We start from the raw sequence: 12,635 nt of genomic DNA on the forward strand, positions 1-12,635 counted from the left end.
GGCCGTGCCGGTCGTCGTGCCGGCGGCCGTGCCGGTCGTCGTGCCGGCGGCCGTGCCGGTCGTCGTGCCGGCGGCCGTGCCGGTCGTCGTGCCGGCGGCCGTGCCGGTCGTCGTGCCGGTGGTCGACTCGGACTGCTGCGTCATCGCGCAGGCTCCCCTCGCTGAGCGTCGTCGCGGAGATCGTCGAAGACCGACTTCAGTCGGATCAACGCGCGTTGCACGTGCGGCAGTTCCAACGGCGTGGGTGAGGTGAGGCATTCCGCGCGTCCGGTGTCCGAGCCCGGCAACAGCGCGCCGGTGGACAGCCGCACGCGCAGGGCTTCCAGACCGTCGCCGAAACGGTGGCCGCCGGGCGCGGGCATGCCGAGCCGGGCGCTGAGGAAGTCCTCCAGTTCCTGCGCGTCCCCGACGCCGTGCGCGGCCAGGGCCGGGCGCAGCGGGCCGAGGTCGGCGTACAGGTGGCGGCCGGACCGCGGGGGCCGGGCGAGGGCGCCCGCGGAGACCACCGCGTCGTGCGCGGCGGCGGCCAGGCGTGCGTGCAGGCGCACGGCGGCGGTCACGCGCCCGGTGACCGGCTCGGGTTCCCCGAGGGCGTACCCGGCGGCCGCGGCGACCGGGGCGGCGACCCGCCCGTCGAGGGCCGTGAGCACGTCGAGCACGCGCGCGTGGAGGCCGTCGGCGTCGTCACCGGCCGGGAAGCGGGCCACGGCGGCCGGCCAGCCGGGCGGGAGCAGCGCCCCGGCCAGGTCCGAGACGACCACGACCCGGTCGGGCAGCATCTCGGCGGGGCTGAGCAGCACCGTGTCGTGCGGAACGTGCAGGGTGTCGCGCCAGGTCTCGTCGCTGACCAGGTGCAGGCCCTCCCCCTGGGCGGCCTCCACGGTCTCGTGCAGCAGCTCGGGCGGGGCGACGGTGGCCGTGGGGTCGTCGGCGACGGACAGCACCAGCAGGCGCGGGTCGCCGCCCTCGGCGCGGACCCGGCGCACGGTCTCCAGCAGGGCGTACGGGTCGGGGACGCCGCCGCTCTCCGGCGGGGTCGGCACCTGGAAGGCGGGGCGTCCCAGCAGGCGGGCGTACGGCGCCCACCAGGCCGCGCAGGGCCGCGGCACGAGGACGTCGCCGCCGAGGGCCGCGGTCAGGGCGAGCAGCAGCGCGGGCGCGCCGGGGGCGGCGGCGACGCGGCCGGGGTCGCAGTGCAGTCCGCGCCGGTCCCAGTAGCCGCAGGCGGCTTCGCGGAGGGCGGGGCCGCCGCCGACCGGCTCGTGGCCGCCGCGGGTGGCCGCCGCCGTCAGCACGGCGGACAGTTCCGGCAGGACGGGCAGGCCGTCCTCGGGGAGCGGTGGCCCGAACCGGACCGGGCCGTGGCCTTCCGGGTCCGTGCGCCGCATCGGTACCTCCGCAGTGACTCGTGCCGCCGTGTCGTGCCGCCGTGTCGGGTCGTCTTCGGCGTCCGCGCCCTCCGCTGCCCGGTGGTCCGTACGGTGCGGCTCGTGCCCTCGGCACCTGAGTACCCACGAGGCAGCCGCCCCATGAGCCCCGCCCGGGTCGTGACGGTCACAGCATGAGCGGGACGCGGCCGGGGAAGCGGGGGGCTCGCGGGGCCGTGGTGCAGGCCGGGGGCCGCTGCCGTGCGCCGGGCGTCAGTGGTGGGTGTCAGTGGTGGGTGTCGCTCCCCCGGTTGCGCAGGCGGTGTACGGCGGCGCCGCACGCGCCCGCGATCAGCAGCCCGCCGGCGACCAGGGCCGGCACGGAGTCGGTGAAGGCGCCCCCGTCACCGGCCCGCACGCCGCGCTGGACGGGTGCTGCGCCGCACGCGGTGGGGTGGGGACCGCCGTGGTGGGACGGCTCGGGGCAGGGGTGGTGGTGCGTGGGCTTGTGGCTCGGCCGGTGGGACGGTGGCTGCGGGCCCGTCCCGTGGGACACCGTGAAGGTCGCGCTCCAGGGCTTGCCCTCCCCGCCCGGAGCGGCCGGGCAGGTGCCGTCGACGCTCCACGCGGAGTCCTCGCCGAGGGCGTCCGGGTCGCCCTCGAAGTTCTCGGCGGAGGCGATGAGGGCCGTGCCGCGGTAGGCGGGGCCGGACAGCTCGTCGTCGTTGCCGCCGACCTTGTGGAGCGCCACCGTGCCCTCCTCGAAGGCCTGCGAGGTGGCGTCGATGCTCTCGGGCGGGGGCCCGCCGTCCGGATCGCAGGTGACCGAGATCGTGAGCGTGCCCCCGGGCCGGACGGTGGCCGGAGCGACCTCGGCGGCCGGTTCGGCGGCCGCGGCCGGCGCGAGGCCCAGCAGGGCCGGGCCGGTCAGGGCGGCGACGGACAGTGCGTGGAGGGTGCGGCGCATGGAGCGAGCTCCTTCGGGCGTCGGCGGGAAGGCCCTGCCGCCATCACAGCGAGCCCGGCGCGGCACCGCGCGCGGCCGGCGCCCATTAGCGGGACGGCACCCGCCGACCGGGTGAACACCGTCCCCCGTGCGACAGCCGCGCCCCGGGCGGCAGCCGGGTCCTGGGACGTCCGCGTTTTCCGCCGTCGCACAGGGTGACTCGTAGGGCCGGCGGTGCCGTCACGCGTCCGGGAGGTCGTACATGAGCAGCAAGGTCTCCGACCACGTCCTGCGCAGGCTGCGCGAGTGGGGGGTGGAGCACGTCTTCGGCTACCCGGGTGACGGCATCAACGGCCTGCTCGCGGCGTGGGGCCGGGCCGAGAACGAGCCGCGGTTCGTGCAGGCGCGGCACGAGGAGATGTCGGCGCTCCAGGCGGTCGGCTACGCCAAGTTCAGCGGCCGTCTCGGGGTGTGCGTGGCGACGTCGGGGCCGGGCGCGATCCATCTGCTCAACGGCCTGTACGACGCCAAGCTGGACCATGTGCCGGTGCTGGCGATCGTCGGGCAGACGCACCGCACCGCGATGGGCGGCTCCTACCAGCAGGAGGTGGACCTGCACTCGCTGTTCCAGGACGTCGCCTCCGACTTCGTGGAGACGGTGACGGTGCCCGAGCAGCTGCCGAACGTGCTGGACCGGGCGATCCGGACCGCGTACGCGCGTCGCTGCCCGACCGCGGTGATCATCCCGGGCGATGTGCAGGACCTCGACCACGAGCCGCCGTCGCACGAGTTCAAGATGGTGCCCTCCAGCCTGGACCGCAGCGGGTGGACGGCGGTTCCGTCCGACGACGCGGTGCGGCGGGCGGCCGAGATCCTCAACTCCGGTGACAAGGTGGCGATCCTGGTCGGCCAGGGCGCGGCCGGTGCGCGGGCCGAGGTGGAGCGGATCGCCGAACTGCTCGGCGCGGGCGTCGCCAAGGCGCTGCTCGGCAAGGACGTCATCAGCGACGAACTCCCCTACGTCACCGGCTCGATCGGCCTGCTGGGCACCCGTCCGTCGTACGAGCTGATGCGGGACTGCGACACGCTGCTGACGATCGGCTCGTCGTTCCCCTACTCCCAGTTCCTGCCGGAGTTCGGCACGGCGCGGGGCGTGCAGATCGACATCGACCCGCACATGATCGGGATGCGCTACCCCTACGAGGTCAATGTGGTCGGCGACGCCAAGGCGTCCCTGGAGCGGCTGATCCCGCTGATCGAGGGCGGCCGCGGCCGCGAGTGGTACGACACGGTGTGCGACAACGTGCGGCACTGGCGTGACGTCCTGGAGCGCCGGGCCGCGCTGGAGGCCGATCCGGTCAACCCGGAGCACGTGGCCCGGGCGCTGGACGGGCTGCTGCCGGACAACGCGATCGTCACCTCCGACTCGGGCTCGACGGCGAACTGGTACGCGCGGCACCTGACCATGCGGCCGGGCATGCGCGGTTCCCTCTCCGGCACGCTGGCGACGATGGGCTGCGCGGTGCCGTACGCGATCGGCGCCAAGTTCGCGCATCCGGACCGGCCGGCGATCACGCTCGTCGGGGACGGGGCGATGCAGATGAACGGCATGGCGGAGCTGATCACCGCGGCCAAGTACCGCCATCAGTGGGACGATCCGCGGCTGGTGATCGGGGTGTGGAACAACCGCGACCTGAACCAGGTCACCTGGGAGCTGCGCGCCATGGGGGGCGCGCCGTCGTTCCTGCCGTCGCAGGAGCTGCCGGACGTGCAGTACGCGGCGTTCGCGCGGTCCCTGGGACTGACCGGCATCCGGGTGGAGAAGCCGGAGGACGTCGAGGCGGCGTGGCGTGCCGCGCTGGAGGCGGACGGGCCCGCGGTGGTGGAGTTCCTGACCGATCCGGCCGTCCCACCGGTCCCGCCGCACGCCACCTGGGAGCAGCTGGAGGCGACCGCCGCGTCGCTGCTGAAGGGTGACGCGGACCGGGGACCGGTGGTCAGGCGCGGCTTCAGGGCGAAGGTGCAGGAGTTCCTGCCGGGGCGGGAGAAGAAGTAGCGACCGCGGGGGAGGCACCGGCCGGTTCACGCCGGCCGGTGTCGCCCTGCGGCAGCAGCAGTTCCTCGTATCGGCCCAGGCCCAGCATCACCCCGAGCATCAGCAGCGGAATGAGCACAGCGAGCAGCGCCATGGCGTGTCCTTCCCCAGGGAGGTGTGGGGGGTGCGGTCCGGGTCTCCCGCAGCCGGTGGCGCAAACCGGGTCGCCGCGGGGATCCGGGGCGCCGGACCCGTGTCGGCTCCCGGTGTTCGGGTACGCGGTGCGGACCCCCGAAGGTCTGGAGGGAGACATGCAGCGAGGCAGCGACCGGCTGAGCGTCCACCGGGACGACGAGATGAAGCACGAACTGCAGGGTCTGCTCAGGTCCGGGCATCCCACGCGCAGTGAGGAGTGGCACGACCCGGAGCCGGCCGCCGAGGACGACCCCGACGTCGCGTACGGGCCGGTGACACCGGGCCGCGGGCCGACGTCCCTGGAGTCGGTGCGGCTGGACCTGGCCCGGATCCTGGGCCGCAGGGCGTTCCCCGCGAGTCCGCGCGAGCTGGCCCGCGCGTTGCGGGGCCGCCAGGCGCCCGACGCGCTCGTCGAGGCACTGGAGCGGCTGCCGCGCCAGGAGCGCTACGGCAATGTCCAGGAGCTGGCCCGAGCCCTGGTCCGGGCCCGGGAGACCGGTCCGCAGGAGTACGCGTAGGGACCGTGCGAGGGCACCGCGGCCGCGCCGGAGGTGCGCCGCGGTGCTCTCGTCGGCCCGGAACGGAACGGAGACACCGGTGAAAGCCGAGTTGGTGAAGGACGTGATGACGGCGGGTGTGGTCGCCGTGCGCCCGGACGCCTCGCTCGTCGAGGCGGCGCAGCTGATGCGCGCGCAGAACATCGGCGACGTCGTGGTGGCCGACGGGCAGGACGTGGTGGGGGTGCTCACCGACCGTGACATCGCGGTGCGGGCCGTCGCCGACGGCGCCGATCCCATGACGGTGAGCGCCCGGGCCGTGTGCAGCAAGGACCCGGTCACGGTGACGCCGGAGGACAGGGTCGCGACGGCGGTGGCGCTGATGCGGGAGCACGCCGTGCGCCGGCTGCCGGTGGTGGAGAACGGGCTGCCGGTCGGCATCGTCAGCCTCGGCGACGTGGCCGAGGCCGAGGACCCCGCGTCGGCGCTGGCGGACATCAGCCGCGCCGAGCCGGACGCCCGCGGCGACGGCTAGCCCGGACCCGGGCGGCGGATTCGAGGAACCGGACAGATCAACCAGGAAGGACGTCGGACATCATGCGTATCGCGTTTCTGGTCGCGCCCGAGGGCGTCGAGCAGGTCGAGCTGACCGATCCGTGGCAGGCGGCGAAGGACGCCGGTCACGAGCCCGTGCTCGTGTCGACGAAGGAGGGGGAGATCCAGGCGTTCCACCACCTCGACAAGGCGGACACCTTCCCGGTCGACGAGGTCGTCGGTGAGACCTCGCCGGGCTCGTTCGGCGCGCTGGTGCTGCCGGGCGGCGTGGCCAACCCGGACTTCCTGCGCATGGACGAGGGGGCCGTCGCGTTCGTGCGGGACTTCTTCGAGCAGGGCCGCCCCGTCGCCGCGATCTGCCACGCGCCGTGGACCCTGGTCGAGGCGGACGTCGTGCGCGGCCGGGTGCTCACCTCGTGGCCGAGCCTGCGCACGGACATCCGCAACGCGGGCGGCACCTGGGTCGACGAGCAGGTCAAGGTCTGCGACCACGGGGCGAACAAGCTGATCACCAGCCGCAAGCCGGACGATCTGAAGGCGTTCTGCGAGACGTTCCTGGACGTCTTCGCCCGCGAGGTCGCCTGACGGCACCGGCGCGCGCCCGGCGCGGAGGCCGGGCGCGTCGCTCGCGGGCGCCACGGTGGTGCGGAGGCCCCCACGCCCCGGCGGGGGCGTGGGGGCCTCCGGGTGGCGTGCGCGGTGACGTGCGGGGCTCAGGTGCCGGGTGTCGTGGGAGTCGCCGACTCCCCGCTCCCGCGCTCCCGGGCCCCTTCGCGCGTGCGGCCGGCGGCCACCGGGCGGTTCGGATTGCGGCGCAGGTACTCGCCCTCCAGCTGCGCCATGCGCTCGTTGTGGGCCCGCAGCGCGTCGTTCGAGCCGTACAGCAGTGTGTCGTGGCGCGTGCGGTGGATGGTCTCCAGCTCCTTCATGAGCTGCTGGTCGTCCAGCCGGCCAGGGTCCACTCCGGTCATCGTGTCGCCCCGCTCGTCGTGTTCGTCCATGCGGTCCGGGTACCCGCCCCGGGAGCACCTGAGCACCACCCGAGCGGCATCCGGAGGAGCCATGGATCTCGCTTTCCTGCACCCACTGTACGAACACCCCGGCCCGTGGGCCTCGGTGTACGTCGACACCTCCCGGCATACGGAGGACACCCCCCACGAGCGTCACCTGACGGCCCAGGCGATGGCACGGCAGCTCGCCGCCCAGGGCGCGGACGAGGCGACCTGCCGGGCCGTGCGGAGCGCGATCGAGGATCTGCGGCACTCGTCCGAGCCACACGGCCGGGCCCTGTTCGCCCGCGCCGGCGAGGTGGTCCTCGACCCGCCGCTGGTGCGTCCGCCGCAGGGCGGCGACTGGGCCGAATGGGCGCCGCTGCCCCGTGTGACGCCGTTGCTGGAGCTGGCCGGCGAGGACCCGGTGTGCGTCGTCGCCTACGTCGACCGCAAGGGCGCGGACTTCGAGCTGCGCAGTGCGCTGGGCCGGGAGGACGCCGGGGGCGTGACCGGCCGGCAGTGGCCGCTGCACCGGACGAGCTCCGTGGACTGGTCCGAGCGGCATTTCCAGCTGCGGGTGGAGAACACCTGGGAGCACAACGCCGCGGAGGTCGCCGACGCGCTCGCCGTGTGCCAGGAGGAGACCAGGGCCGACCTGCTGATCCTCGTCGGCGACGACCGGGAGCGGCGGTCCGTGCGCGAGCGGCTGCCCAAGCGGCTGCACGACCTGGTGGTGGAGGCGCCGCACGGCACCGGCAGCCGGCTCCTGGACGACGACGTGGAGCGGGCCCGCGCCGAGCACGTGGCGCGGCGGGCCGAGGCGGAGCTGGAACGGTTCCGCGCGGCCCGCACCCCGGACGGCGAGGGCCGGGCCGGGGCCGTCGAGGGCGTTCCCGCGCTGGTCGAGGCGGCGCGCGAGCACCGCATCGACGAACTGCTGATCAGGCTCGACGGGCCCGACGCGCACCGCGAGGTGTGGATCGGTGAGGACCCCGACCAGGTCGCCGTGCGGCGGACCGACCTGAAGATCCTCGGCGAGCAGCACTCGTGGGCGGCCCGGGCGGACGACGCGCTGATCCGCTCGGCGGTGGCCACGGACGCCGGCGCCCTGTCGGTTGCCGCCCAGGAGGTCCCCACGGGCGGCCTGGGGGCACTCCTGCGCTGGAGGTGACCCCGACGACGGCCCGGCCCTCCACAGAGGGCCGGGCCTGCACGAAGGGCCGGCCCTCTGTGGAGGGCCGGCCCTCCCCGCGGGACCGGGGCTAGCGGGCTCGTTCCACTCTGCGTTCGTCCCAGACCGGTTCCGGGGTCTCGCGGACCCGGCCGTCGCTGCCGAAGACCAGGAAACGGTCGAACGAGCGGGCGAACCAGCGGTCGTGGGTGACCGCGAGGACCGTCCCCTCGAAGGCCTCCAGGCCCTCCTGGAGCGCCTCCGCCGACTCCAGGTCCAGGTTGTCGGTCGGCTCGTCGAGCAGCAGGGCCGTGACGCCCTGCAGCTCCAGCAGCAGGATCTGGAAGCGGGCCTGCTGCCCGCCCGACAGCCGGTCGAACGTCTGCTCGGCCTGCTGGGTCAGCTCGTAGCGGCGCAGCCGGGACATCGCGGCGCCGCGGTCCTGCGCGTGCTCCTTCCACAGCACGTCCAGCAGGGTGCGGCCCTCCAGCTCCGGGTGCGCGTGCGTCTGCGCGAAGTGGCCGGGCACGACCCGGGCGCCCAGTTTCCACTGTCCCGTGTGCGCCACGTCGTCGCCGGCGAGCAGCCGCAGGAAGTGGGACTTGCCCGAGCCGTTGGAGCCGAGGACGGCGACGCGCTCGCCGTAGAAGACCTCCAGGTCGAAGGGCTTCATCAGGCCCGTGAGCTCCAGCTTCTGGCACGTCACGGCCCGGACGCCGGTGCGGCCGCCCTTGATCCGCATCCTGATGTCCTGCTCGCGCGGCGGCTCGGGCGGCGGGCCGGCCTCCTCGAACTTGCGCAGGCGGGTCTGGGCCGCCTGGTACCGGGAGGACATCTCGTGGCTGACCGCGGCGGCCTGACGCAGGTTCAGCACCAGCTTCTTCAGCTGGGCGTGCTTCTCGTCCCAGCGCCTGCGCAACTCCTCGAAGCGGGCGAAGCGCTCGCGCCGGGCGTCGTGGAAGGTGGCGAAGCCGCCGCCGTGCACCCAGGCGTCCGCTCCGGCGGGGCCGGGTTCCAGGGAGACGATGCGCTGCGCCGCTCGGGCGAGCAGCTCGCGGTCGTGGGAGACGAACAGGACGGTTTTGCGGGTCTCGGCGAGGCGTTCCTCCAGCCACCGCTTGCCGGGCACGTCGAGGTAGTTGTCCGGCTCGTCGAGGAGGAGGACCTCGTCGGTGCCGCGCAGCAGCGCCTCCAGGACGAGCCGCTTCTGCTCGCCGCCGGACAGGGTGCGGACCTGACGCCACTGTGCCTTGTCGTAGGGGATGCCGAGCGCGGCGGTGGTGCACATGTCCCACAGCGTCTCGGCCTCGTACCCGCGGGCCTCGGCCCAGTCGGCGAGGGCCTGGGCGTAGCTCAGCTGGGCGGCCTCGTCGTCGACGGTCATCATGGCGTGCTCGGCGGCGTCGACGGCCCGGGCCGCCTCGCGGATGCGCGGGGCCGCCACGGAGACGAGCAGGTCGCGTACGGTCGTCTCGTCGCGCACGGATCCGACGAACTGCCGCATGACGCCGAGCCCGCCGCCGACGGTGACGGAGCCGCCGTGCGGTGCCAGCTCCCCGGCGAGCAGCCGCAGCAGGGTCGTCTTCCCGGCGCCGTTGGGCCCGACGAGGGCGACGACGGCGCCCTCCCCCACGCGGAACGACACATCACCCAGCAGTGCCCTTCCGTCGGGCAGGTAGTACTCCAGGTGCGCGGCTTCGAGATGACCCATGGCGGCGATTCTGTGCGGCCGGGGCCGGGACGGGCAAACGCATTTCGGCCCCAGGCCGCGTCCGTCCCGCACCCCGGTACCGGTGGGCGGTCAGACCTTCCGCAGCGGCCGGTGCGGCTGCGCCGGGAGTTCCGTCCTGATCAGGTCGCCCGGGCGCACCACACCGCCCTCCCGCACCACGCTCATGATCCCGGCCTTGCGCACGACGACGCCCGCCGCGTCCCGGCCGACCACCCGCTTGAGCAGGCCCGCCCGGAAACGGTCGATCTGCACGCAGGGATTGCGCAGCCCCGTCACCTCCACGACCGCGCGGTCGCCGATGTGCAGCAGCGTGCCCGTCGGCAGGCCGAGCAGGTCGATGCCCCGCGTGGTGATGTTCTCCCCCAGTGCCCCGGGCGCCACCTCGAACCCCGCCTCGCGGACCTCGGCGAGCAGTTCCTCGTGGATGAGGTGCACCTGGCGCAGGTTCGGCTGCGTGGGATCCTGCGCGACCCGGGACCGGTGCCGGACCGTCACACCGGCGTGCACGTCCCCCTCCACCCCCAGGCCGGCGAGCAGCGTGACGCTGTCGCGGTTGGGCTTGGTGAACGAGTACTCCCCGTTGCTGCTGACCGCCGTGACGTGCCTGCTCATGGCCGCGGTTCCCCCTCCGAAGCAGCGGTGCCGGACCCCGACCCTACCCCGGGGGCGGTGCGCCGGCTCTCGCCGGGTACCCGCCGGTTCATGACGACTCCCGACCTGGACCTCACCGCCACGAAGCCCGGGCGGCACCCCCTGCGCGCCCGCGCTCTCGCCCTGGACGCCCGCCTCCACCGGGCTCTCGCCGCCCGCAGGCGGGGCGCGCGCCCCGGGCCGCCGGGGCCGGGCGGCGGTGGCGACCACGGCCTGGTCTGGTGGGCGGCGGCGGCCGCGCTGGCGGCGAGCCGCACGCCCCGTGCCCGCCGCGCGGCGACCCGGGGCCTGGCCTCGACGGTCCTGGCCTCCCTCGCCCTGAAGGCGCTCGGCCCGCGCCGGGTCCGCCGCCCCCGGCCGGCCCTGGCCCCGTACCCACTGCTCCAAAGGCTCGGGCCGGTCACCACCTCGTTCCCCTCCGGCCGTGCGGTACGGGCCGGCGCCTTCGCCGCCGGGGTCGCCCTGGAGTCCCCGGCGTGGGGCGCGGTCACCGCCCCGGTGGCCGGCTCGGTCGCCCTGGCACGCGTCCGCGCCGGTGGCCACTTCCCGAGCGAGGTCCTGGCGGGCGCGGCCCTGGGCGTGGGCGCCGCGTTCGCGCTGCGCCGCCTGGTGCCGACACGGCAGCAGACCACCCCGCCGGCCCGCCCCCGCGCCGAGGTACCGGCGCTGCCGGAGGGCGACGGGCTCGTGCTGGTGGCGAACACCGCCTCGGGCAGCGCCGAGCGGGCCCGGGCGCTGCGCGCCGCCCTCCCGCGGGCCGAGGTCGTCGAGTGCGAACCGGCGGACGTGACCGCGCGGTTGGAGGAGGCGGCCGCCCGGGCCCGGGTCCTCGGGGTGTGCGGCGGCGACGGCACCGTGAACACCGCGGCCCGCGTCGCGCTGCGCCGCGGTGTCCCCCTCGCCGTCCTGCCCGGCGGCACCCTCAACCACTTCGCCTACGACCTGGGCGTGGAGGACGCACGTGATCTCGCCCGGGCGCTGCGCCGGGGCGACGCCGTGCGCGTGGACGTGGGGCGGTACTCCTGCGGGGACCGGCAGGGCGTCTTCCTCAACACGTGCAGCGTCGGCGTGTACCCGGAGCTGGTGCGGGAGCGGGAGCGGTGGTCGCACCGGATCGGCGGCTGGCCGGCCGGGGTGCTCGCGGCCCTGCGGGTGCTGCGGGCCGGCCGGCATCCGCTGGAGGCCGAGTTCCGGGGGCGCACGCGTCCCCTGTGGCTGCTGTTCGCCGGGAACGGCACGTACCACCGCATGGGGCTGGCGCCGGGGCGCCGGGTGGACCTCGCCGACGGCCGGCTCGACGTGCGGGTCGTGCACGGGGGCCGCCGGCCGGCCGTGCGGCTGCTGGCCGCGGCCCTGGCCGGGCCCCTGACCCGCTCTCCGGCCCACGCCGCCGTGCAGGTGGGGCGGCTGCGCCTGGATCACGTGGCGCCCGGCACGCTGCTGGCCTACGACGGCGAGGTGACCGAGGTGGAGGGCCGCGTGACGCTGGAGAAGCTGCCCGAGGCGCTGACGGTGTACCGGCCCGTCCCGGAGGGCTGACGGCTCGTCAGTCCGTATCGCGGGACGCTGGTCTCATCATTCGGTAGGACTGCGTACGGTTGACCCCTGCCGACCGCAACGGAAGGGATGGGGTCCGCCATGCCGGAACCTCGGGAGACCGCCGTCTACACGCACGGGCACCACGAGTCGGTGCTGCGCTCGCACACCTGGCGGACCGCCGCCAACTCGGCCGCCTATCTGCTGCCCTCGCTCCAGCCGCACATGAGGATCCTGGACGTCGGCTGCGGACCGGGCACCATCACCGCCGACCTGGCGGAACTGGTGCCCGACGGGCATGTCACCGGGGTCGACCGGGCACCGGAGATCCTCGAGCAGGCGCGCGCCACGGCGGCGGCACGGGGGCTGGCCAACACCGACTTCGCGGTCGCCGACGTGCACGCCCTGGACTACCCGGACGACACCTTCTGCGTGGTCCACGCCCACCAGGTGCTCCAGCACGTCGGGGACCCGGTGCGCGCGCTGCGGGAGATGCAGCGCGTCACCCGGCCCGGCGGGTTCGTCGCGGTGCGGGACGCCGACTACGCGGCGATGACCTGGTACCCGGCCTCCGCGGGGCTCGACGCCTGGCTCGGCCTGTACCGCCGGGTCGCCCGCGCCAACGGCGGGGAGCCGGACGCCGGGCGGCGGCTGCGGGCCTGGGCGCTGCGGGCCGGGTTCACGGACGTCACGGCCGGCTCCGGCACCTGGACCTTCGCCACCGCCGGGGAACGGGCCTGGTGGAGCGGCCTGTGGGCCGACCGCACGCTGGCCTCGGCGTACGCCGGCCGGGCCGTGGAGGGCGGCCACGCGAGCGCGGAGGAGCTGCGGGAGGTGAGCGGGGCCTGGCGGGAATGGGGTGCCCGGGAGGACGGCTGGTTCAGCGTGCTGCACGGGGAGATCCTCTGCCGGAAGGACGCCTGACGGAGGATGCCTGCCGAGACCCCCGGCCTCGGCA

Annotated in this window: 13 protein-coding genes; 7 read left to right on the forward strand and 6 right to left on the reverse strand. The window is 75.2% G+C overall.

Annotated elements, in window-relative coordinates:
- Positions 1-140: 140 nt before the first annotated feature.
- Both ACIGAN_RS00845 and ACIGAN_RS00850 read right to left on the reverse strand, forming a co-directional pair.
- Entirely contained in the window at positions 141-1,388 is a 1,248-nt protein-coding gene (locus ACIGAN_RS00845) for an aminotransferase class I/II-fold pyridoxal phosphate-dependent enzyme (RefSeq protein WP_399854321.1), read from the reverse strand.
- A 265-nt stretch (positions 1,389-1,653) separates the two neighbouring features.
- Positions 1,654-2,334 carry a hypothetical protein gene (locus tag ACIGAN_RS00850; RefSeq protein ID WP_399854322.1) on the reverse strand — a complete coding sequence of 227 codons (681 nt, stop codon included), beginning with the start codon at positions 2,332-2,334 and terminating at the stop codon, positions 1,654-1,656.
- 241 nt (positions 2,335-2,575) lie between these two features.
- Here ACIGAN_RS00850 and ACIGAN_RS00855 point away from each other — a divergent pair, with 241 nt between their 5' ends.
- Positions 2,576-4,369 (forward strand): thiamine pyrophosphate-requiring protein, encoded by a 1,794-nt coding sequence (locus ACIGAN_RS00855; RefSeq protein WP_399854323.1) that lies wholly within the window; start codon positions 2,576-2,578, stop codon positions 4,367-4,369.
- Here the strand turns inward: ACIGAN_RS00855 and ACIGAN_RS00860 are convergent.
- Positions 4,323-4,502 carry a hypothetical protein gene (locus ACIGAN_RS00860; protein ID WP_365093844.1) on the reverse strand — a complete coding sequence of 60 codons (180 nt, stop codon included), beginning with the start codon at positions 4,500-4,502 and terminating at the stop codon, positions 4,323-4,325. The two genes, ACIGAN_RS00855 and ACIGAN_RS00860, sit on opposite strands and share 47 nt — an antisense overlap.
- 157 nt (positions 4,503-4,659) lie before the next feature.
- On the opposite strand from ACIGAN_RS00860, the gene ACIGAN_RS00865 reads away from it, so the two are divergent.
- The 3 genes from ACIGAN_RS00865 (at position 4,660) to ACIGAN_RS00875 (ending at position 6,180) form a co-directional block, all read left to right on the forward strand.
- Positions 4,660-5,061, forward strand: a complete 402-nt coding sequence (locus ACIGAN_RS00865; RefSeq protein ID WP_365093842.1) for a DUF2795 domain-containing protein — start codon at positions 4,660-4,662, stop codon at positions 5,059-5,061.
- Positions 5,062-5,140: 79 nt separating this feature from the next.
- Positions 5,141-5,575 (forward strand): CBS domain-containing protein, encoded by a 435-nt coding sequence (locus ACIGAN_RS00870; protein WP_365741979.1) that lies wholly within the window; start codon positions 5,141-5,143, stop codon positions 5,573-5,575.
- Between the two features lie 62 nt (positions 5,576-5,637).
- The gene (locus ACIGAN_RS00875; protein WP_399854324.1) at positions 5,638-6,180 is read left to right on the forward strand and encodes a type 1 glutamine amidotransferase domain-containing protein; all 543 of its coding nucleotides are present in this window, start codon (positions 5,638-5,640) and stop codon (positions 6,178-6,180) included.
- Between the two features lie 128 nt (positions 6,181-6,308).
- On the opposite strand, the gene ACIGAN_RS00880 is transcribed toward ACIGAN_RS00875, so the two are convergent.
- The gene (locus ACIGAN_RS00880) at positions 6,309-6,596 is read right to left on the reverse strand and encodes a DUF6158 family protein (RefSeq protein WP_399854325.1); all 288 of its coding nucleotides are present in this window, start codon (positions 6,594-6,596) and stop codon (positions 6,309-6,311) included.
- Between the two features lie 61 nt (positions 6,597-6,657).
- On the opposite strand from ACIGAN_RS00880, the gene ACIGAN_RS00885 reads away from it, so the two are divergent.
- Positions 6,658-7,758: a baeRF2 domain-containing protein gene (locus ACIGAN_RS00885; protein ID WP_365744988.1), complete on the forward strand. Its 1,101-nt coding sequence runs from the start codon at positions 6,658-6,660 to the stop codon at positions 7,756-7,758.
- Between the two features lie 91 nt (positions 7,759-7,849).
- Here ACIGAN_RS00885 and ACIGAN_RS00890 read toward each other — a convergent pair whose 3' ends face one another.
- Both ACIGAN_RS00890 and ACIGAN_RS00895 read right to left on the reverse strand, forming a co-directional pair.
- Positions 7,850-9,469: an ABC-F family ATP-binding cassette domain-containing protein gene (locus tag ACIGAN_RS00890; RefSeq protein WP_399854326.1), complete on the reverse strand. Its 1,620-nt coding sequence runs from the start codon at positions 9,467-9,469 to the stop codon at positions 7,850-7,852.
- A 90-nt stretch (positions 9,470-9,559) separates the two neighbouring features.
- A complete protein-coding gene (locus ACIGAN_RS00895) occupies positions 9,560-10,102 on the reverse strand; it encodes an MOSC domain-containing protein (protein WP_399854327.1) in 543 nt (180 codons plus the stop codon).
- A gap of 90 nt (positions 10,103-10,192) precedes the next feature.
- Here ACIGAN_RS00895 and ACIGAN_RS00900 point away from each other — a divergent pair, with 90 nt between their 5' ends.
- On the forward strand, positions 10,193-11,680 hold the full coding sequence (locus ACIGAN_RS00900; RefSeq protein WP_399854328.1) for a diacylglycerol kinase family protein: 1,488 nt from the start codon (positions 10,193-10,195) through the stop codon (positions 11,678-11,680).
- A 99-nt stretch (positions 11,681-11,779) separates the two neighbouring features.
- Positions 11,780-12,601 carry a class I SAM-dependent methyltransferase gene (locus tag ACIGAN_RS00905; RefSeq protein WP_399854329.1) on the forward strand — a complete coding sequence of 274 codons (822 nt, stop codon included), beginning with the start codon at positions 11,780-11,782 and terminating at the stop codon, positions 12,599-12,601.
- Positions 12,602-12,635: the final 34 nt, after the last annotated feature.

The organism is Streptomyces sp. NPDC085931, from assembly GCF_044540565.1.
Classification (GTDB): Bacteria; Actinomycetota; Actinomycetes; order Streptomycetales; family Streptomycetaceae; genus Streptomyces.